The following is a 20,620-nucleotide window of genomic DNA, read 5'->3' on the forward strand; positions in this document are numbered from 1 at the left end:
GCGCCTGCAGGCGCGCGAGCAGCACCTCGAACGCGAACGGTTTGGCGAGTCGTCGTCCGCCCCTCACCCCCCGAGGCCTTCCACCACATCCGCACTGGCGTCGCGTGCGGTAAGCATCACGATCGGCGTGGAGATCCCAGCCGCGCGCAGCCGACCGCACGCCTCGATGCCACCGATGCCCGGCACCATCACATCGAGGATGAAAGGCTCATATCCGCCGGACATGCCGTACCCGACGGCGTCGAGGCCCGTGGCGACGGCGGTCACCCCATAGCCCTCCGCCTCCAGACCGCGGCGGATGCAGGCGGCAACCCGGGCGTCGCCTTCGAGGGAGGAGCGCAAGCCTCAAGGCGTCGTCCGGTCGTTGGGGTTGCGCAGCTCTGCCACCGCCCGCGTCCCCATGCGGCTCCACCCGCGCGCAGGCACGCCGCACGGTGGGTCGCCGATGGGGTCACGTCACCACCCTCGGAGGAGCGAGGGAAGGGTCAGGCTCGCCACGGTGCCACAGCCGCTCCTCGCGCCGGATGACGAAGCGACCCTCGTGGGCCTCCGCAATCTCCTTGGCGGCGGGGAGGCTGAGCCGGTGCGGTCGGGAAGCGCGTTCGAGCTCCGCTCGCATCCCCATGCGGCTTCACGCGCGCGCAGGCACGCCGCACGGTGGGTCGCCGATGGGGTCACGTCACCACCCTCGGAGGAGCGAGGGAAGGGTCAGGCTCGCCACGGTGCCACAGCCGCTCCTCGCGCCGGATGACGAAGCGACCCTCGTGGGCCTCCGCGATCTCCTTGGCGGCGGGAAGGCTGAGCCGGTGCCGTCGGGAAGCGCGTTCGAGCCGGGATGGAGCGATCGAACACGTGGGGCAGGTCCGCGTCGGCGATGCCGATCCCGTTGTCGGCAGCCCGCACCGTGACGGAGGACGGTTCCCACAGGATCGCGACCAAGACGACAACGCCTCGGTGAGCTGCCACGGCGTTTGTCGAGCAGCACGAGGACGAGCTGGCGCAGGCGGCCGGCGTCACCCTCCACCACGGCCTTGCCGTGATTAATCCTCCAGGACAGCGAGATGTCGGATGCGGCGGCAGGCGCCTTGTTGTCGGCCAGGACGGAACGGACAAGCGGGGGGCATGGCACCGGGCGCAGCGCGAGCCGCGCCTCGCCTCCCGCTTAGCCACGAACACAAGGCCATTCCTGGATATCGGGGCGGAGCGATCTGAGCGCGGCGTCCGCCCGTCGATGCGCCCCTCGACCGCATGCCGGGTTCGTCCGGCCGCGGCGAAGAGGCAGCCATGACCGCTCGGCAGGGACGTCGCACCGGCGGCGCGATGCGTGGCCAGGGTCGAGGAGAACCGTAGCAGGATGGCTCGAACGCGTCGTCGACACCGCTGCCAGCGACCGGACAAGCGGGGTCCTGCGGCTGTATGCCGGCATCAGCTTCGGCGCTTCGTGGCTGGATCGATCAACGCGCTCGTGAAGCACGACCCTGCTACGTCGTAGGGGGTCGGACCTCAAGAATCATCTTGCGGTGCGCTTCTGGAACACCGCCCAGCGCTTGGCTGCCCGGCGAACCGTTGCCTCCGACGCCTCGGCCATCCCCTCGGCCGTCGCGACGGCCTCGGCAACCTCGCTGGTGCCATCGGCGCCGTCTTGGCCGGGCTCGAGATCGGGGCGCCACCCGTCGAGCGCTGACGTGCTGCCACTCTCCTTGGACCCGTCGGCGGCTTGCGTCGGGCCGTCGAGGCCTTGCTCTAACGCCCGCGTCGCGTCTTGCCTGCCGTCGGCCCCGTCGGCTCCGTCGGCTCCGTCGGCTCCGTCGGCTTCGTCTCCGCCGGGCTCGAGGTCGGGTCGCCGCCCCCCGAGCGCTTGCGTGGAACCGTCGAGCCCTTGCAGCAACGTCGGCGTCGCGTCTGCCCCGTCTGCCCCGCGTACCGCGTCTGGGCCGGCGGCGTCCGTCGCGGCGCCCATGCTCGGCTCCGACGGCTGCGCGGTGGCGTCCGCGTCGTCCGAGGCCCCTTCGAGGTCCTGCTCGGGCGCGTCGGACGCAGGTTGTCCGCTCCCATCCGCACCCGCGACCTGACGCGCGGCGTCAGCTCCCTGTTCGGTGTGCTGTGCCGCCGCGCTTGCAGCACCATGATCCGCTTCGCGAGCGCGAACGACGTCGTCGCGCTCCGCCGGCTCCGCTGCGGCATCGGAGGCTTCAGCGAGGGGACGGCCGAGGGTCTCGGACGCCCCCTGCGCGGCGTCCGAGCCGCCGGCGATCGCGTCGGCCGCTGCCTCCTCGATCGATCCAGTGGCGGTCGACCCTCGCTCCGTGGGGTCGTTAAGTGCTTCGACGCCCTCGTCGAGCGCCTTGGACACAGGCTCGACACCGTCCTCTGATTCGGCCTTCGACGTCGGCGCGTCCGCACCGCGCGCTGGCTCGGTCGTGGCGTGCCCGGCTTCGGCCGCGTCCACAGGCGCCGCGCTGCCGATCCCACCCGGCGCGGCCGTCGCCACCGCCGCGCCGGCCGCGAGGGTCGTCGTGGCCGCCGCCGCCATGTTGCGCGCGAGCTGTGCACCCTCGTCGACCGCCTCCGCGCCGGTCGTCACCGGGTCCGACGCCACCGTCGCGGTACCGGCGACGGCGCCCGTCATCGCGGTCGCCGCGCGCGTCATCTCGCTGACGAGGTCGGCCGTGATCGTGCGGCCATCGCTACGGCGTGCCGCCGGCCGGGTGCCGGATGCTGCGACGCCGTCCCACCGGTTCACGAACTCGGTGATGCGCGGCGCGATCTCCCGTCGGAAGCGCGAGCCGTTGAACACCCCGTAGTGGCCGACGCCGGCCTGCTCGTAGTGCTGCTTGCGCTCGTCCGGCAGGTTCTGCGTCAGCTTGTGCGCGGCCTTCGTCTGCCCGAGGCCCGAGATGTCGTCCTTCTCGCCCTCCACGGTGAACATCGCGGTCTCGCGGATGGCGGACGGGTCCACCCTGATGCCGCGGTGCGTCATCTCGCCCTTCGGCAGGAGGTGACGCAAGAAGACGATGTCGACGGTGTCGAGGTAGAACTCAGCGGTGAGGTCCATCACCGACAGGTACTCGTCGTAGAACTCGCGGTGCTTGTCGGTGGAGTCGCCGTCGCCGCGCACGAGGTGGTCGAAGTAATCGTACTGTGCGGTCATGTGACGGTCGAGGTTCATCGTCATGAAGCCGGTGAGCTGTAGGAATCCAGGGTAGACCGGACGCATGAAGCCGGGGTGCGGCAGCGGCACCATCATAATGACGTTGCGCCTGAACCACTCGAGGTCGTGCTTGGCCGCGTAGATGTTGACCTCGGTGGGGTTCTCGCGCGTGTCGATGGGGCCGCCCATCATGGTGATCGACTTCGGATGCGCGGCGCCGGTCGCCTCCATCACCGCGGTGGCGACGAAGACCGGGACCGCGGGCTGGCACACCGCCACCATGTGCACGTCGCCGCCGAAGTGCCGAGTGATCGATGCGATGTAGTCCACGTAGTCCGCGAACGTGAAGGTGCCGAGCGACAACGGCACCATGCGCGCGTCCACCCAGTCCGTGATGTAGACGTCGTGGTGGGGAAGCATCGCCTCGACCGTTCCACGCAGGAGCGTCGCATAGTGCCCCGACATGGGCGCCACGATCACGAGCTTGGACTGGGGCGGCGCGCCGGGTGGCAGGTCGCGCTTGAAGCGTAGGAGCGAGCAGAACGGGCGCTGCCAGACGACCTCCTCGGTCACCGCGACGGACACGCCGTCGACGGTGGTGCGCGTCAGGCCGAACTTCGGCTTGGCGTAGCGCCGGGTGAGGCGCTCGAACACGTCCGCGGCGGCGGCAGACTGGCGACCGAACTCGGTGTAGGTCAGCGGGTTGAGCGGATTCTTGTAATACAGCCGCATGGCGTTATTCAGCGCACGGGCTGGGCTCAATAGCGCATGGTTCAGTTCGTAGAGCGCGTAGTACATAGACCCTCACCGTTTGCCAGCCCCGGGGTCCGGCGCCCGCTCGTGTTGCAGTGCAGCATATCGCGTTCCGCCGCATGATTGACAAGCGAACGTCCCGCGAGCGGGGAGGATCCGGCAACTTGAACGACGCGACGGTTCTCTTTCCGGCCCCCGACAGGCTCGTGCGGGTGCGCACGCTCCTCCTGCTTCGCTGGCTTGCCCTCCTGGGTCAGCTCATCGCCATCCTGTTCGTATCTCAAGTGCTGGCCTTCCAGATGCCACTCGAGGCTTGCCTGGGGCTCGTCGCGCTGTCTGCCTGGAGCAACGTCTTCCTCAGGGTAAGGTTCGCGGACAACCGGCGCATGCCGGAGTCCTGGACGGCAGCGGTGATGGCGTTCGACATCGCCCAGCTCGCGTTGCAGCTCGGCCTCACCGGCGGGCTGACCAACCCGTTCGCGCTGCTCCTCATCGCGCCGGTGCTGGTGTCGGCGACGACGTTGTCGTCGGGGCGCATTCTGACGCTCGGTGGCCTCGTCCTGCTGTCGGCGACGCTGCTCGCCATGTTCTCCCTGCCGCTGCCTTGGTACGAGGGGGAACGCTTCGCGCCGCCGTTCCTGTTCGTCGGCGGCGTGTGGCTGTCGCTGGTGTGCAGCCTTTCGTTCATGGCGACCTACGCGTTTCGTGTCGCCGAAGAGAACCGGCAGCTCGCTGATGCGCTGAACGCGGCCGAGATCGTGCTCACCCGGGAGCAGAACCTGCATGCGTTGGACGGACTGGCCGCCGCAGCGGCGCACGAGCTCGGCACGCCGCTCGGAACCATCCTAGTGGTGGCCCGCGAGATGGAGCGTGAGGCGCCCGAGGGTTCGCCCCTCGCGGAGGACTTGGCGCTGCTGCGCTCGCAGACCGAGCGGTGCCGCGAGATCCTGCGCAAGCTGAAGACGCTTGGGGAGGACGAGGAAAGTCCCCTAGTGCGGCTTGCTGTACGGACGCTCCTCGAGGAGGTCGTCGCGCCGCACCGGGAGGCCGGCGTCGACATCGTCATCGAGCTCGGCGGTCCGACGGAGGGCCAGCCGGTGCTCGCCCGCAACCCAGCGATCCACTACGGGCTCGGCAACCTCGTGGAGAACGCGGTGGACTTCGCCGACACCACGGTGCGCATCAGCGCGCTGTGGGACGAGGCGCGGCTCGACCTCACCATCGCCGACGACGGGCCAGGCTTCCCTGAGGACATCCTCGGCCGCATCGGCGATCCCTACGTCTCGCGACGCCGGCCGCACGATCGCGGCGGTGGGCTCGGCCTCGGCATCTTCATCGCAAAGACGCTCCTCGAGCGTACGGGGGCGACCGTGAACTTCGCTGCGGCGGGCGGCGCGGTGGTGCACGTGAGCTGGCCGCGGGACAGGCTGCGCAGCATGTCGCCGCAGCCCCATTAATTTATCGCCATCAACTGCCAGATCGTCACGGCGCGCCCTACCTTTGAACCCATCGAAGGAAGGGGTGGGGACGAGATGGACGCGATGGTTCAGTCCGCTCCGGCGCGGACCGTGAAGGGCAGCCGGCTTCTGATCGTGGACGACGACGCGGCGTTCGGTCAGCGCCTCGCAAGGGCAATGGAGAAGCGCGGCTTCGTCACCGACGTCGCAGAGAGCGCCCAGGACGCCGGGGCGCTCGCTGACCGCAACCCACCGGACTACGCGGTGGTGGACATGCGGCTCGGCGATGGCAACGGGCTCGAGGTGGTCGAGCGGCTGCGCCGCCGCAAGCCGGACGCGCGGGCGGTCATCCTCACCGGGTACGGCAACATCGCGACCGCCGTCACGGCGGTGAAGCTCGGCGCGGTCGACTACCTCGCCAAGCCCGCCGACGCCGACGAGGTGTTCGCGGCGTTGATGCGCGAGGGCGCCGAGCGGCCGACGCCGCCGGAGAACCCGATGTCGGCCGATCGCGTGCGTTGGGAGCACATCCAGCGCGTCTACGAGATGTGCGATCGCAACGTGTCGGAGACCGCGCGGCGGCTCAACATGCACCGGCGCACCTTGCAGCGCATCCTCGCAAAGCGCGCCCCGCGCTGAACCGAACGGCGCTCCGATCGCGCGCTTGCGACGAGCCGAAGGTTGCGCTCTCATCGGAGGGATCGTGGGGTCCTTCCGATGCCGCTCCTTTCCGTGTTCGAGGTCGCGCCGCTCGTGGACGGACGGCAGTCGCCCGCGGCGCTGCGTGTGCGTCGCGGCACCGCGCGGCTGTTGCGGGATCTCGGCTTCGCCGTGGTGCCCGAGCTGACGCTCTCCTGCGGGCGGCGGGCCGACCTCGTCGGCGTCGGCGCGCAGGGCGACGTCGTCATTGTCGAGATCAAGTCGTCCCTCGCCGACTTCCGCGCGGACGGGAAGTGGCAACACTACAAGCGGGCGTGCGACCGGCTGTACTTCGCGACCCTGCCGGAGGTGGGTGACGTGTTCCCGCGCGACGAGGGTTTGATCCTCACCGACGGGTACGACGCCACCATCGTGCGCGAGGCGCCTGCCCGGCGTGTGCCGGCGCCGCAGCGCCGCGCGATGCACCTGCGCGTCGCGCAGACCGCGGCACGCCGCCTGCACGAGATCGAGGACCCCCAGCCGCGGCATGCCCTGGCGGTTTAAGGTGGCTGGCCGGCCGGAACCTCTGCGGCTAGCGTCGCCGGCCGCGGGCGGCGGAGCGCAGGTCGACCGTGCCGCCGGCGGCGGCCGCGTAGGAGGGGGCATCGGCCGAGCCGATCAGGCGCCGCGCGGCCATGTGGTCGCCCGGGCGGTTGATCGTCTCGACGGCGGCGAGGACGCCGTCGCGGTAGCGCAGGGCGGTGAGGTCGAGGCCGCCCGATCCCGTCGTCGCGATGCAGTCGTCTTGCGCGCCGAGCCCCGCGATCTGCAGCTTCGCCTCGCCCTGGTCGCTCCAGAACCACGGCACCGGTGGCGCCGGCGCCGTGCCGCCGGTTAAGACCGCGGCGAGAAGGCGCGCGGTGTCGTTGGCGTTCTGCACCGACTCGAGGCGGACCGACGCTCCTGCCCCGTGAGCGTGGCGATGGCGCGCACAGTCCCCGATGGCGAACACCGACGGGTCGGACGTCGCCATGGTCCCGTCGACGAGGATGCCGTCCGCGACGGCGAGGCCGGCGTCCTTGGCGAGCGCGGTGTTGGGGGTGACGCCGATCCCGACGACCACGAGGCTCGCGCCAAGCCGCTCGCCGGCGAGGCGGACCGCGGTGGGCCAGCCGCCGTCTTCCTCGATGGCCTCGATCGTCACGCCGAAGCGGAACGCGACGCCGAGCGCTCGGTGGTACGCGGTCAGGCGCTCGGCCACGGGCAGCGACACCGAGCGGCCGAGGGCGCGCGGCGCGGCATCGACGACCGTGACCGTGTGGCCGGCCTTGGCAGCAGTGGCCGCGAACTCCAGCCCGATGAACCCCGCGCCGATCACCACCGTCCGCCCGCCGGTGCCGAGCCGCTCGCGCAGCCGCCGCGCGTCGGCCAGCGTCCGCAGATCGTGGCCGGCGGGCGCACCGGGCACGGGCAGGGCGCGGTTGCGCGCGCCGACGGCGAGGACGAGCGCGTCGTAGGGTACGCTGCGGCCGCTCGCGAGCAGCAGACGTCGTGCGGATCGGTCGATGGCGACGGCGGCGTCCGCCTCGATGAGGGCGATGCCGCGCTCGGCGAAGAAGGGGGGTGGACGCAGCCACAGCGCGTCCTCGGCGGTGCCGCCGGCGAGGTACGTCTTCGACAGCGGCGGGCGCTGGTAGGGCGGTCCGGACTCGTCGCTCACCAGGGTGAGCTCCCCGTCGAACCCTGCGGCGCGTAGCGCGGCGGCGAGCGCCACGCCGGAGTGCCCGGCGCCGACGACCACGACGGCGCGCGTCACCGCGACGCCTCGCACGCGGCTTCAGGGTATGGTCGGCGTCGAGGCGTGACGCTGGGCTCATCGTGTACGGTGGACCGCAGGCGAAGAGCAGCTCCGGAGCTGCGCCACATCGGTCCTCGAAGGGCGACACACGTTGGGCACCGCGTCCCGCCGGTGTTCGCGCACACGGTCGGTCCGGGATCAGGAGGGGTGAGGTGGCAACGGTCCTCGGGGTGACGCACAGCCCGCCGCGGTTCCGCGTGCCGGACGGTGCGTGCGACTGCCACACCCACGTGTTCGGTCCGCACGCCCGGTATCCGCTTGCTGGCGAGCGCTTGTTCACCCCTCCGGAGGCGGGTGTGGCCGACCTTCGGGCGCTGCAGGATGCGCTGGGTCTCACCCGCGTCGTCCTCGTGCAGCCGAGCGCCTACGGCACCGACAACGCCTGCCTCCTCGCCTCGCTCGCCGCCCTCGGCGGACGGGCGCGCGGGGTCGCCGTCATCGGCCGCGACACCGACGACGCGATGCTGCCCGCGATGCACGCGGCCGGCGTGCGCGCGGTGCGGGTCAACCTCGCCACGCGCGGCGAGGGCGACGTCGAGGTGGCACGCGCGGCCGTCGCCGAGGCGGCGCGTCGGGTGGCGCCCCTCGGCTGGCACGTGGAGGTCCACGCGGCCGCCTCCGTGTGGGCAGCGCTCGTGCGGCACGCGTCCCGCCTGCCGGCGCGTCTGGTGGCCGATCACTTCGGCCGCCTCGATCCTGCGGCGCCCGAGGGTTGGACGCCGCTCCTCGAGCTCGTCGCCGCGGGCACGATCTTCGTCAAGCTGTCCGCCGCGTACCGGCTCGCGCGGCGTGCCGACCTCTCCGACGTCGCGGACCTTGCCAAGGCGTTCGCCTCCGCCGGCCCGATGCGCATCGTCTGGGGCAGCGACTGGCCCCACGTGGGAACGGGGCCCCGCGAGGGCCGGCGACCCGACGTCATCGAGCCGTTCGGCGCGGTGGACGACGGGACCGGCCTCAACGCCGTCGCGGCATGGCTGCCGGACGATGCGACCCGGCACCGCCTCCTCGTCGCCAACCCCGCGGCGCTCTACGGCTTCGACCCGTAGGGGACCGTCGTCGGCCCCGCCCGCGCCTGGCTCTCGGCGGCTGGGTGGAAGCCCGCCCGCCGCTCCATGGCGTGCCGGACGAGGGCTGCGAAGCGGTAGGTTCCGTGGACGAACTTGCCGTAGGGCATCGTGATGAAGAACGCGAAGACGAAGCCGAGGTGGATCGCGAGCAGCATCCCCATGGCAGGCGTCGCCCGCAGGAACAGGAGGAGGAGGCCGGTCACGCCGACGAGGAACAGCGAGGCGAGGAACGCCGTGTCCATGCCGTAGCGCTCGGTGTCGGCCATCGCCGTGTCTCGGGAGAACTTGGCGCGCGCCAGCATGGCGGGGCCGACGACGATGCCGATGCCGCCGACGGTGCCGAGGACCACGGGCACGGAGTACCAGGGATAGGGGGCCTGCCAGTCGAGGAGGTAATGCAGGACCGTCGCCGAGGATGTGGAGGCGAAGCACAGGACGAAGCCGTAGAACGCCCAGTGGTGCCAGTGGCGCCGCGTGTCGTCCGGCCTCTCGTCCTCGTTCATGCAGCCGACGCCGCCGCCGTCGAGGTAGCGCAGGGTCGCCGCATCGCGCACCGCCTGCCACAGCGAGCCGGCGGTCGGGACCTCTCCGGCCGCGCCGATGTCGCGCCAGAACGCGAGGAGGCCCATCACGATGGCGAGGATGGCGTAGAGGAAGGCGCCGCCGAACAGGAGCGCCATCGCGTTGTGCGGCATGATCCTGTAGAACGCGCCCTCTCCGGTCTGGACCGAGAACAGCACGCCCGGGTCGGCGACCGCCATGAAGCCCGCGATGAACGCGGCGACGGCAAGCCCGGTGACGAGCGCGATCCACAGCCCGTTGCGGGCGAAGACGGGCGCCAGCACGCGGGGCCAGGTGTAGTCCTGGTACGAGCGGGTGCGCACCTGCGAGAGCGTGCGCGGGACGTTCACCGCGAACTCGTGCGGCGGCGCGTACTGGCAGTCGTAGTAGCACGCGCCGCACTGGTGGCACAGGTTGGCCAGCAGGTTGAGGTCGCCGTCGCCGAAGGTGCGGCGCCGCTCCATCGCCGGAAACACCGCGCACAGTCCCTCGCAGTACCGGCACGCGTTGCAGATGCGCATGAGGCGGTCGGCCTCGGTGTGCGCCTCGGTGCGAGGCTCAGTTCGAGACATAGCGGCCCGCCTCCCGTCCCGCGACGCGCCCGAAGACGGCGCCGATGGTCATTCCGATGCCGGCGAGGTAGCCCTTGCCCAGCACGTTGCCGGCCATGATCTCGCCCGCCGCGAACATGTTGGGCGAGGGCGTACCGTCCGCCATCACGATGCGCGCCTCCTCGTTCACCTTGACGCCGAGGTAGGTGAACGTGATCCCCGGCCGCAGCGGGTAGGCGTAGAACGGCGGCTCCTCGATGGTGCGCGCCCAGTTCGTCTTGTCCGGCGTCAGGCCCTCGGTGCGGCAGCCGTCCAGGGCATCAGGATCGAAGTCCCCGGGCTGCACCGCCGCGTTGAACGCCTTCACCGTGCTGACGAGCCGCTCCGGGTCGAGCGCCAGCTCATGGGCGAGCTCGGCGATGGTCATCGCCTCGACCGGCGGGAAGACCGACGGCATGAACTTGTCGATGGAGCGCGCGTCGATGATGGCGTAGCCGATCTGCTCGGGTTGGCCGGCGACGAGGCGGCCCCAGATGGCGTAGCGCTTGGGCCAGAAGTCCTCGCCCTCGTCGTAGAACCGCTCGGCGTTGCGGTTGACCACGATCCCGAACACCACGCAGTCGAGCCGGGTCGAGATGCCGCCGTCGAACTTCGGCGCCCGGGCGTCGATGGCGACGGCGTGGCACTGCGTCGGGTCGCCCACCTGCTGGACGCCGGCGTCGAGGAGCTGCCGCAGCAGCGAGCCGCGGTTGTAGGGAGTGCCACGGATGAGGAAGTTCTCCGCCTCGGGCCCCCAGGCCTCCTTCAGCCACTCGATGTTGGCCTCGAAGCCGCCGGCCGCCGCGATCAGCGCCTTGGCATGCACGGTGTACCGTGCCCCGGCATGGACGACGGCGGCGGAGAGGAAGAACCCGTCCTCGACCTCGAGGCCGACCACCTCCGCGTCGTAGACGACGGTGACGCCGAGCCGCTCGGCCGTGAGGTACAGCGCGTTCAGCATGGCGCGGCCGCCGCCGAGGAAGAACGCGTTGGTCCGGCCGAGGGACAGCGTGCCGCCGAGCGAGGGCTGGAAGCGCACCCCCTGCTCGTTCATGAAGTCCCACAACTCCTTGGACTCTCGGATGGTGAAGCGTGCCAGCTGGTAGTCGGTCTCGCCGCCGGTCACGCGCATGAGGTCGTCGTAGAACTCCTCCTCGGAGTAGGGGCCGGTGAGCACCTCGTTGGCCGCGTCGTGGGCGCAACGCAGGTTGCGTGTGTGGCGCGTGTTGCCGCCGCGGTAGAACTTCGGCGCCGCCTCCACCACCAAGACTTCGGCGCCGCCGCGTGCGGCGTTGATCGCGGCGCACAGCGCTGCGTTTCCGCCACCGGCGACGAGGACGTCGTAGCGTTGGTCGAGGACGTTCGCGGAGGCGGGCAAACCGATCTCGTGGGAAGGGGCGTGAGGTCCTAAGCCGGTGATCTACACCAACCGGACCCTAGCGTCGTCCCCCGACGGGGAGTCGAGGTGCCGCACGTCCGCTTTGGCATCAGCGCGAGGTCCGTAAGGGCGCGAACGGCACCAGGCTGAAGAGCTCGAACAGCATCTGCGCCGCGACCTGGGCGGTGTTCGTCGTCGCATCGTACTGCGGCGCGACCTCGACCACGTCGGCACCGACGATGGCGATCCCGGCGAGCCCTCGCAGGATGGCCTGCGCCTCGCGCGGGGTGAGCCCGCCCACCTCCGGCGTGCCGGTGCCCGGCGCGAACGCCGGATCGAGGGCGTCGACGTCGAACGAGACGTAGGTGGGACCGTCGCCCACCACGCGGCGGGCGGTGGCGACGATCTCGTCGAGCGGCGTCGAGCCCAGCGCCTCGGCGTGGATCACCGTCATGCCGCTCTCCGCGGAGAACTCCCATAGGAACTCCGACGAGCCGCGGATGCCGATCTGCACCGTCCGCTCGGGGTCGAGCACGCCGTCCAGCACGGCCTGTCGGAACGGCCCGCCGTGGTGGAAGGGAGTGCCGTCGAAGGGCCCTGCCGTGTCGCAGTGCGCGTCGACGTGGACCATCCCCACGGAGCGCTCGCCGCCCAGCGCGCGCAGCACGGGCAAGGTCATCGAATGGTCGCCGCCGACGAGGAGGGGCACGACGCCGGCGGTCGCCAGCGTGCGCACCGTGCGCTCGATGTCCTCATGAGACCCTTCGAGGTCGTAGCGGCTGCGGAACGGCACGTCCCCCACGTCGGCGACCGACAGGTCCGCGGACGGCATCGTGCGCAGGACGTGGTGGTAGGGGCCAATCCGCTCGACGGCGCGCACGGCACGCGGGCCGAACCGCGTTCCGTTGCGGTTGGTCACGCCGAGGTCGAGCGGGACTCCGACGAGCGCCACGTCGAGCCCGGACAGCTCCGGCGCGGACCAGTCGACGACGCGGTGCGGTGCGTCGAGCAGCGTCGGCACGCCCGAGAACGGCGCCCTTCGGGTGCCGGACGGGTCGATCAGGCGCTCTGCGACGGCCGCGAAGCCCGGATCGTGGATCTGCCGCGCGTTGTCGCCACCGAACCGCTCCCTCAACGCGGCGAGCCGAGCCTCATCCATCAGTCCCCTCCGTGTTTGACTTACGCTCGCATGGCCGGCGACGGCTGCGCCAGACCGCTGCGAACCGTCCCGGCTCCAGGGCAGCGAGCGTTGCCCACGTGCACCGCAAGGCGGTTTTCAGTGTGCATGCTGGGCCCGGTCGGGCTTCATCGACCGTCAATGCGGCGGCCGACGTGCCAAGGAACGCAACAGCGGGTGCGACAGGTGGCACGCCGTCGACGCCGGAGGGGCCACGACATCGCTCCGTTGGACGGACGCGACTGCACCGATCAACGTTCGCGGAAGGCGCGCCGGATGACCTTGCCGGACGTCGTCAGCGGGATCTCGTCCACGAACTCGATCTCACGCGGGTAGAAATGCGCCGACAGCCGCTCACGCACGAACGACTTCAGCGCGTCGCGCTGTGCCTCGCCGGCGCGCTCACCGTCGCGCAACTTGACGAACGCGGTCACCACCTCGCCGCGCAGCGCGTCGGGCCGGCCCACCACGGCGGATAGCGCCACGGCCGGGTGCTTGGCCAGGCAGTCCTCGATCTCGCCGGGGCCAATGCGGTAGCCCGCCGAGGAGATGATGTCGTCGGCGCGGCCGATGAAGTGCACGCCGTCGGGGCCTGCGACGGCGCGGTCGCCCGTCATCAGCCATCGGCCGCGGAACTTGTCGGCCGTCGCGTCCGGGTCGTTCCAGTACCCGAGGAACATCACCGGGTCGGGCGCGGCGACGGCGATGGTCCCCTCCACCCCGTCCGGCACCGGCGTGCCGTCGTCGTCGACGATGGCCACCTCGTGCCCCGGCACGGGGCGTCCCAGCGTGCCGGCTTCCGCGATGCCCCAGCGCGCACAGCTCCCTAGCACCAGGTTGCACTCGGTCTGCCCATAGGCCTCGTTGATGGTGACGCCGAGGTTCTCGCGCGCCCAGTGGAACGTCTCGGCGCCCAGCGGCTCACCGGCCGAGCCCGCCGAGCGCAGCGCAAGGGAGGGACGCGTGTCGCGCATCATCCGCAGCGCCGTCGGCGGGATGAACGCGTTGCGCACGCCGGCGCGCGCTGCCCAGTCGAGCGCCTCGTCCGGGTCGAACCTGCCGGCGCGCTGCGCCACGACGGGCACCCCCATGGCGAGGGACGGCAGGAGGACGTTGAGCAGCCCGCCGGCCCACGCCCAATCCGCCGGCGTCCAGAACCGATCGCCCTCCTGGGGCATGAGGTCCTGATACATCTGGACGCCAGGGAGGTGGCCGGTGAGCACGCGGTGCCCGTGCAACGCGCCCTTGGGCTGCCCGGTGGTGCCCGAGGTGAAGATCATCAGCGCCGGGTCGTCCGGCCCGGTGCGCGCCGCCTCGAATGTGTCGCTGGCGCGCTCCATCATCACCGCGAGGTCCGCAGCGCCGTCCGTGGGACCGTCCACCGTCACGACCTGCGCCGCCATCGGCGGGACCTTAGCGGCCCCATCAGCGGTGGTGACGAGGAGGTGCGCCCCCGAGGCCTCCATGCGAAAGCCGAGCGCCTCGGACCCGAACAGGATCGCCATGGGCACGGCGATGGCGCCGAGCTTGTAGGTGGCGACGTGCGCCGCGACGGTTTCCAGGCGCTGGCCGAGCTGGATGGCGACCCGGTCGCCGCGGCCGACGCCGAGCTGCGCGAAGGCGTTCGCCATGCGGTTCGAGGTCCGCTCCAGCAATGCGTAGGACAGGGACGTCGGCTCGCCGCGGGCGGCGGCGACGATGAGGGCCGTGCGTTGCGGGTCCCGTTGCGCCCAGGCCTGACATGCAGCGACGCCCATGTTGGCGACGCCGGACCTCGGCCAGGCGAAGCCCTCGCGGGCCGCCGCGTAGCTCGGGAACGAGAACAGGTCGATCACTGCACCATCGCCATCAGCCGCCACCGCGCTGGGTCCGGCCGCGCTCAGCCGGCCGCTTCCTCGGCCTCCTTCTTGCGCACGGCAGCCGGCGGCGGCGCGGCAGTCGCGGAGGCATCGACCTTGCGTGGCTCCTCGGGCGAGGCGCCTGCGGCACCGGCTTCCGGCCGCGCGGCCTCGCCCGGCCGGGCCGGCTTGGGCGGGCTCAGCGCGGAGGACATGGCGCGTGAGGAGACAACCCCCATGAGGTGGCCGTCCTCGTCGACAACGGGCAGCGGATAGTCCGCATCGAGTGCCGCCGGCAGCGCGGTCTCCAGGGCGTCGGCCTTCGTCAAGGTGATGCCGAGCTCGGCGAGGTCGTACACGTCCCGCCCGTCGCTGTTGGACGCCGCGGCCTCGAGACTCTCCTGCGAGGCGACGCCGCGATAGCGCTCGCCCTCCACGACGTAGCCGTAGCGTGCGCCGGTGCGGCGCATCTCCTCGAGGGCGCTGTCGAGGCTCGCGCCCGTAAGCCGGGCCTTGGGCGGCTTCATCACCGTCTCTACGGTGAGCACGCGCGCCCGGTTCACGTCCCGCACGAAGTCCGCGACGTACGCGTCGGCCGGGTTGATCAGGATCTGCGGCGGCGTGCCCACCTGGCTGAGCCGCCCGTCCTTCAGGATGGCGATGGTGTCGCCGATGCGCAGCGCCTCGTCGAGGTCGTGGGTGATGAAGACGATCGTCTTGCCGAGCTCGGACTGGAGCTCGATGAGCTGGTCCTGCATCTGCGATCGGATCAGCGGGTCAAGAGCGGAGAACGCCTCGTCCATGAGGAGGATCTCGGCGTCCGTCGCGAGCGCCCGCGCGAGGCCGACGCGCTGCTGCATCCCGCCCGAGAGCTGCGTCGGGTACTGCCCATCGTAGCCCGACAGGCCGACCCGGTCGATCCACTCCATCGCCTTCGCATCGCGCTCGGCTCGGGGCATGCCACGCACCGCCAGCCCGTAAGCGACGTTCTCGCGCACGGTGCGGTGCGGCATCAGCCCGAAGCGTTGGAACACCATGGACATGGTGGTGCGGCGGAACTGTTCCAGCTCGCGCTGGCCCATGGTGATGACGTCGCGCCCGTCCACCAAGATGTGCCCATCGGTGGGCTCGATCAGCCGGTTGAAGTGGCGGATCAAGGTCGACTTGCCCGACCCCGACAGCCCCATGATGACGAAGATCTTGCCACGCTCGATGGACAGCGACACGTCGGCGAGCCCCAGCGTGTGGCCGGTCTCGGCCAGCAGCTCGTCCTTGGTGAGCCCGTCGCGGTAGCGCGCCAGCGCCTCCTTCGGCTTGGGGCCGAAGATCTTCGTGACGTTCTCGACTTCGATCAGCGACATGACTTCCAACCATGCTCGGGCGAGGCGCAACCTGGCTCGGCGGCCGGCGCGGCGGACCTCGAGCTAGTGCGCAACGGTACGGTGCTTCTGCGCGCGCGAGCCGGCCGCCTGGGAGATGCGGTCGAACACGATGGCGAGGACGACGATGGCGAGGCCGCCGATCAGCCCCTGGCCGGCGTCGTTGCGCTGCAGGCCGAGCAGCACGGTCTCGCCGACGCCACGCGCGCCGATCATCGAGGCGATGACCACCATGGCGAGCGCCATCATCATCGTCTGATTGATGCCCTGCATGATGGACGGCAGCGCGAGCGGGATCTGCACCCCCGCGAGCATCTGCCACCGGTTGGCGCCGAACGCGCGGCTCGCCTCGGTCACCTCGCTGTCGACGTAGCGGATGCCGAGGTCGGTCAGGCGGATGAGCGGCGGCGTCGCGTAGATCACGGTGGCGAGGACCGCGGGGATCTTGCCGAGTCCGAACAGCATCACTGCGGGGATAAGGTAGACGAAGCTCGGGATCGTCTGCATGAGGTCGAGGAAGGGGTTGATCACCGCCCGCGCCCCGGCGGACTTGGCGGTGAGGACGCCGGTCGGCACGCCGACGGCGCACGAGATGACCACGGCGACGATCATGATCGCGATGGTCTGCATCGCCTGCGTCCACAGCCCGAGGGCGCCGACGAACCAAAGGGCGATCACCACGAAGACGGCGAGCGTGACCCGCCGCGACGCGGCGAATGCGAGGAGCCCGACGATGGCGAGGACGACGATGGCGGGCGCGCCCCGCAGGAGCTGCTCGAGGAACACCAGCGCCTTGAGGATGGTGTTGGAGAACGCTTCGAACGCGTCGCCATAGTTGATGACGAGGGACCGCACGACGTCGTTCGTCCCGGTGCGGATCCAGTCACCGAGCGTGCCGTCGACGAAGAAGATCTCCAGCGGCATCGCCGCGGCGAGCCGGACGACGACGAACGCGCCGGCTGCGGCAACCAGCGCGCTTGGGACCGTCCGCGTCCCTAGGTACGCCGCGAGCCCCACCGCAGCAGCTGTCAGCAGAACGAAGAGCTCGGTGGTGAGGCCGAGGAACGAGAACGTCATGCGGGTCCCATCGCGTTCGCGCGAGGCGCAGGCAAGCGGATCGGGTTCGGGCTGGACATCGCGCTCCAAGGGCCGGACGAGCGTCGGCGGCACCGTGTTCCGGCGCGGATGACCGCGCCGGAACGATCGCGTGAGGTCGGACCGGTCAGCTGTTGGCCAGCGCCGACTCGACGCGCTCGGCGACGTCCTGCGGCACCCAGGCCTTCCACTCGTCCGCGTTGTTGGCCATCCACCAGCGCGCCGCCTCCTCGGCCGAGGCGGACTCGTCCTGCATGTAGGCGAGCGCCTTGGAGATCTTGTCCGCCGTAAGGCCGTACGCGCCGAGGAACTCGACGAGCGTCGGCGCCTCGGCCATGAACTCGGCGTTCACGCCGATGTTGACCTCCGTCGACGGCCACTCGGTGACCGGCGTCCCGGCCGTCACCTCCTCCATCGGAGTGTCCGCAAGGTTGGACCAGACCGCCTCGTCGAAGTCGGCCTCCTCGAGCTTGACGATCTGCTCGCCGATCTTGCCCATCACCCAGGTCGGCCCCCAGTAGTAGAACACGATGGGCTGCTCGCGCAGGATCGACGACTCGATGGCCGCCGACAGGGCGCCGCCGGTGCCGGGGCGGAAGTTGGTGTAGGTGTCGAGGAGGCCGTAGGCGCGCAGCCGCTTGGTGTTCATCACCTCGCAGCCCCAGCCGAGGATGCAGTTGTAGAAGCGTCCCTTGCCGGGCTCCTCCGGGTCGGCGAACAGCTCGGCGTAGCGCGGCAGGTCCTCCACCGACTTGAGGTCGGGAGCGGGCGCGTCCTCGCCCTCGACGAGGTACTTCGGCACGTACCAGGCCTGCGAGGCATCCGGGTAGCTGAGCCCCACGACGTCGACGTCACCGTCGGCCACGGCCTTCTCCCACGCATCCTTCACGTTGGGGATCCACACCTCCATCGTGATGTCGATGTCGCCGCGGATCATGCCGTTGAGCAGCGGGATCGTGGAGCCTGGGATCTCATCGACCTCGCAACCATAGCCGTGCTCCAGGATGAAGCCGGCGATGCCGTTGTGGAACGCGTTGGAATCCCAGTCGAGGCCTGCGAAGACCACGGGGCGGTCGAGCCCGTCGCAGTCCGCCTGCGCGTGGGCCGTGGTAACAGAACCGGCGATCATCGGCAGGGCTAGAAGCCCTGCGGTGAGCGTAAGTGTCTTCAAGACGACGTCCCCTTCAGTTATTCGCCCCTCCGAGCACGCGAGGGAGCAATGCTCGCCGCCGGACGTGCCGGTGCGAACCCAGCCCCGCGGAACGACCGTGTTGCCGCGCGGACCGGATCGACGTTGGAGCGGACGAAACACATGCAACGGCGCCGCCTCGAAGAAGAAGCGAAGCGGCTACCGAAGCAATCTTACGGAGCAGTATAAGGATCCCTCGCATCCTGTAAAGCCGGCTCTCCAGCGGAGGCGAGAAGCGATGGCATTCGCGAGACAAACGGCTTGGAAAGAGCCAGCGAACAGGCGGTGACGACCGAATGAGTTCGACTATCGCAGTCGCTGTGGCGCCCATTCCTCGGCGTGTTGGGGGCCAAGTCGCGTCCGCATGCCTTGGAGCGCGCGTGATTTACTCAGCAATCGCCTCGCCAACGTTGACTGCAACCTCCTCGGGCACCCATGCCTGCCACGTGTCTCGGTTGTCGCGCAGGAACGCCATCGCTGCGTCCTCGGGGGACACATCGGGATCGGCCATCGTCGCGAGCGCCTTGCTGGTCTGCGCCGCGGTGGTGCCGTAGGCCTGAAGGAACGCTTCGAGCTCCGGTGCCGCTTCGGTGAACTCAGTGTTGGCGCCGATCACGACGCGCGTGTCGGGGTAGGCGGTAGCGGCGTCGGGCTCCTCAGCCTCCATCATCGCCGACCACGTCGCCTCGTCGTAGGCCGGCTCCTCGAGCTTGATGAAGTCGTACTTGCCCACCAGCGCGGTCGGCGCCCAGTGGTAGAACAGCACCGGCCGCTCGCGCAGTACCGCCGACTCCACCGCGGCCTCGAGCGCGGCGCCGGTGCCGGGGCGCACGTTGGAGTAGTCGTCGTCGAGCCCGTAGGCGATGAGCTTCTTGGTGTTGACAACCTCGCACTGCCAGCCTGCGACGCAGTTGAGGAAGCGGCCCTTGGACGGCTCCTCCGGATCCTCGAAGAGCTCCTTGTAGTCGGCGAGCTGGTCGACGGACCTCAGCTCGGGCGCAGGTGCGCCCTCCCCCTCCACGAGGTAGCGCGGCACGAACCAGCCCTCGCTCGCGTCGGGGAACGTGGCACCGAGCCGCTCCACCGTGCCGTCGGCCTCGGCATCGACGAAGGCCTGTGCGGGGTTGGCCGTCCACACCTCCATGATGATGTCGATGTCGCCGCGCGGCAGTCCCTGGTGGAGGACCAAGGTCGCGCCGGGGATGACATCGGTCGCGCAGCCGTAGCCCTCATCGAGGATCGTGCGGGCGAGTGCGGTGTGGAAGGCCGCAGAGCCGTAGTCGAGCCCGCCGAACACGACCGGTCGGTCGAGCCCGCCGCAGGTCGCATCCTGCGCATGGACGGGCGTCACGACGGGCGTAGCGAGGAGGCCCGCGGCGAAGGCGGCGCCAAGGGCGAGCGTGGCACGGTGCGTCATGGTGCGGTCGTCGGCTGGAACGTCGGGTGCGAGAGCTTACCAACAGGAACGCTTCCGTCGCCAGCCCCGTAGTGTGACAACCCGCGGCAGGGCGAAGGATGCTCGTCAGTGGCCGTAAAGCGCGCCGTAGGCGGCAAAGTCGACGTGGTAGACGTCTCGGATGACGGGCCGCGAGCGGTCGTTGACGAAGATGGTCGACGCCGGGAACCTGCCGTTGGCGAAGGCGCCGCGCGGGACCGGGATGGTCTCCGCGCCGTCGGCGAAGGCCTTCGTCCGCCGCTCGGTCACCTGGTGATGGTGACGAGAGTCGGCGATGGCGGACATGTCCACCGGGGCGACCCCGTCCTCCTGCGCGACCTCCTCGGTCCACGCAGCGAACCGCTCGATGGGGACGACGCGCTCCACGTAGCGCTCCTCCCCAGCGACGTACTGGGGTGAGAGGTGCTGGTTGATGGACTGCGGCGCCCGCGCCTCGAACTCCTTCACCATCGCAAGGTGATCAAGGAAGGTGAGGCCCGGCTCGGCTGACTTGCCTTGCGTGCGAAGCCAGTCCTCCACGAGCGCCCAGTGCTGCTGCGTCCAATGCCTGCGGCGCGGCGCCACGGCCCCCCGCTCGGCGAGCACCAGGAACGCGCTCGGCGCGCGCGCCATCGGATCGCGCACCACCTTGACGACCTTGTGCGTGCCGGCCTCGAGCGCCTCGGCGACGTGGCGCCTGTAGAAGCGGCGCTTCTTGAACACCGCACCCTCGTAGTCGTGCACCCAGCTCGAGTGCGCCATCGCCTCCTCGAGCAGGCCGAGCTGCGCGAAGAACCACTTGACGACGGTGGTGCAGCCGGACTTCTGGCTCCAGAACAGGATGTACGGGAACGAGGGGTCGTACAGTGGCGGGCGGATGCGCACGCAGTCGGGGAGCGTCGAGGGCTTGGGCATAGATCGCACGACGTTGGGACGTTCGGCGCACACATGCGATGGGCGGGCGGACATGTCCATGCTGCCCTGCCCCCCCGCGTTGCGGCGCTCGATTGCGTCCCGCACATGCGCGCCCCGCTGACAGGCCGAGACAGGGAC

General features: G+C 70.5%; 15 protein-coding genes and 1 pseudogene. 4 read left to right on the top strand and 12 right to left on the bottom strand.

Going from position 1 to position 20,620, the window contains the following annotated elements; translation table 11 throughout:
• Positions 1–63 precede the first annotated feature (63 nt).
• Positions 64–342 (bottom strand): response regulator, encoded by a 279-nt coding sequence (locus tag ACOOE8_RS04980; RefSeq protein ID WP_420393747.1) that lies wholly within the window; start codon positions 340–342, stop codon positions 64–66.
• A 2,335-nt stretch (positions 343–2,677) separates the two neighbouring features.
• Positions 2,678–3,949, bottom strand: a pseudogene (locus ACOOE8_RS04985) (polyhydroxyalkanoate depolymerase); the annotation flags it as partial.
• A gap of 119 nt (positions 3,950–4,068) precedes the next feature.
• On the opposite strand from ACOOE8_RS04985, the gene ACOOE8_RS04990 reads away from it, so the two are divergent.
• The 3 genes from ACOOE8_RS04990 (at position 4,069) to ACOOE8_RS05000 (ending at position 6,564) form a co-directional block, all read left to right on the top strand.
• On the top strand, positions 4,069–5,361 hold the full coding sequence (locus ACOOE8_RS04990; protein ID WP_420393748.1) for an ActS/PrrB/RegB family redox-sensitive histidine kinase: 1,293 nt from the start codon (positions 4,069–4,071) through the stop codon (positions 5,359–5,361).
• Between the two features lie 75 nt (positions 5,362–5,436).
• Positions 5,437–6,000 carry an ActR/PrrA/RegA family redox response regulator transcription factor gene (locus tag ACOOE8_RS04995; protein ID WP_420393749.1) on the top strand — a complete coding sequence of 188 codons (564 nt, stop codon included), beginning with the start codon at positions 5,437–5,439 and terminating at the stop codon, positions 5,998–6,000.
• 78 nt (positions 6,001–6,078) lie between these two features.
• Positions 6,079–6,564 (top strand): MmcB family DNA repair protein, encoded by a 486-nt coding sequence (locus tag ACOOE8_RS05000; RefSeq protein ID WP_420393750.1) that lies wholly within the window; start codon positions 6,079–6,081, stop codon positions 6,562–6,564.
• Positions 6,565–6,592: 28 nt separating this feature from the next.
• Here the strand turns inward: ACOOE8_RS05000 and ACOOE8_RS05005 are convergent, their stop codons facing one another.
• Positions 6,593–7,816: an NAD(P)/FAD-dependent oxidoreductase gene (locus ACOOE8_RS05005; RefSeq protein ID WP_420393751.1), complete on the bottom strand. Its 1,224-nt coding sequence runs from the start codon at positions 7,814–7,816 to the stop codon at positions 6,593–6,595.
• 194 nt (positions 7,817–8,010) lie between these two features.
• Here ACOOE8_RS05005 and ACOOE8_RS05010 point away from each other — a divergent pair, with 194 nt between their 5' ends.
• Positions 8,011–8,904 carry an amidohydrolase family protein gene (locus ACOOE8_RS05010; RefSeq protein ID WP_420393752.1) on the top strand — a complete coding sequence of 298 codons (894 nt, stop codon included), beginning with the start codon at positions 8,011–8,013 and terminating at the stop codon, positions 8,902–8,904.
• Here the strand turns inward: ACOOE8_RS05010 and tcuB are convergent.
• The 9 genes from tcuB to ACOOE8_RS05055 form a co-directional block, all read right to left on the bottom strand.
• Entirely contained in the window at positions 8,886–10,058 is a 1,173-nt protein-coding gene (gene tcuB, locus ACOOE8_RS05015; protein WP_420393753.1) for a tricarballylate utilization 4Fe-4S protein TcuB, read from the bottom strand. The two genes, ACOOE8_RS05010 and tcuB, sit on opposite strands and share 19 nt — an antisense overlap.
• Positions 10,045–11,454, bottom strand: coding sequence for an FAD-dependent tricarballylate dehydrogenase TcuA (tcuA, locus tag ACOOE8_RS05020; protein WP_420393754.1), 1,410 nt, complete (start codon positions 11,452–11,454; stop codon positions 10,045–10,047). Before tcuA ends, tcuB begins: the two co-directional genes overlap by 14 nt.
• Positions 11,455–11,563: 109 nt before the next feature.
• Entirely contained in the window at positions 11,564–12,613 is a 1,050-nt protein-coding gene (gene speB, locus ACOOE8_RS05025; RefSeq protein WP_420393755.1) for an agmatinase, read from the bottom strand.
• A gap of 269 nt (positions 12,614–12,882) precedes the next feature.
• Entirely contained in the window at positions 12,883–14,457 is a 1,575-nt protein-coding gene (locus ACOOE8_RS05030; RefSeq protein ID WP_420394629.1) for an AMP-binding protein, read from the bottom strand.
• Positions 14,458–14,510: 53 nt separating this feature from the next.
• The gene (locus tag ACOOE8_RS05035) at positions 14,511–15,830 is read right to left on the bottom strand and encodes a quaternary amine ABC transporter ATP-binding protein (RefSeq protein ID WP_420393756.1); all 1,320 of its coding nucleotides are present in this window, start codon (positions 15,828–15,830) and stop codon (positions 14,511–14,513) included.
• Between the two features lie 63 nt (positions 15,831–15,893).
• Positions 15,894–16,772, bottom strand: a complete 879-nt coding sequence (locus tag ACOOE8_RS05040; RefSeq protein ID WP_420394630.1) for an ABC transporter permease — start codon at positions 16,770–16,772, stop codon at positions 15,894–15,896.
• A 298-nt stretch (positions 16,773–17,070) separates the two neighbouring features.
• The gene (locus ACOOE8_RS05045) at positions 17,071–18,114 is read right to left on the bottom strand and encodes an ABC transporter substrate-binding protein (protein ID WP_420393757.1); all 1,044 of its coding nucleotides are present in this window, start codon (positions 18,112–18,114) and stop codon (positions 17,071–17,073) included.
• Positions 18,115–18,517: 403 nt separating this feature from the next.
• Positions 18,518–19,549 carry an ABC transporter substrate-binding protein gene (locus tag ACOOE8_RS05050; protein ID WP_420393758.1) on the bottom strand — a complete coding sequence of 344 codons (1,032 nt, stop codon included), beginning with the start codon at positions 19,547–19,549 and terminating at the stop codon, positions 18,518–18,520.
• A 105-nt stretch (positions 19,550–19,654) separates the two neighbouring features.
• Positions 19,655–20,482, bottom strand: a complete 828-nt coding sequence (locus ACOOE8_RS05055; protein WP_420393759.1) for a hypothetical protein — start codon at positions 20,480–20,482, stop codon at positions 19,655–19,657.
• Positions 20,483–20,620 lie beyond the last annotated feature (138 nt).

Source organism: Acuticoccus sp. (assembly GCF_965213555.1).
Taxonomy (GTDB): Bacteria; Pseudomonadota; Alphaproteobacteria; order Rhizobiales; family Amorphaceae; genus Acuticoccus.

Coding starts and splice junctions, on each gene's coding strand:
- ACOOE8_RS04995 (WP_420393749.1), top strand. CDS start 5,437: ATGGACGCGATGGTTCAGTCCGCTCCGGCGCGGACCGTGAAGGGCAGC.
- ACOOE8_RS05000 (WP_420393750.1), top strand. CDS start 6,079: ATGCCGCTCCTTTCCGTGTTCGAGGTCGCGCCGCTCGTGGACGGACGG.
- tcuB (WP_420393753.1), bottom strand. CDS start 10,058: ATGTCTCGAACTGAGCCTCGCACCGAGGCGCACACCGAGGCCGACCGC.
- speB (WP_420393755.1), bottom strand. CDS start 12,613: ATGGATGAGGCTCGGCTCGCCGCGTTGAGGGAGCGGTTCGGTGGCGAC.
- ACOOE8_RS05035 (WP_420393756.1), bottom strand. CDS start 15,830: ATGTCGCTGATCGAAGTCGAGAACGTCACGAAGATCTTCGGCCCCAAG.
- ACOOE8_RS05040 (WP_420394630.1), bottom strand. CDS start 16,772: ATGCCGCTGGAGATCTTCTTCGTCGACGGCACGCTCGGTGACTGGATC.
- ACOOE8_RS05050 (WP_420393758.1), bottom strand. CDS start 19,549: ATGACGCACCGTGCCACGCTCGCCCTTGGCGCCGCCTTCGCCGCGGGC.
- ACOOE8_RS05055 (WP_420393759.1), bottom strand. CDS start 20,482: ATGCCCAAGCCCTCGACGCTCCCCGACTGCGTGCGCATCCGCCCGCCA.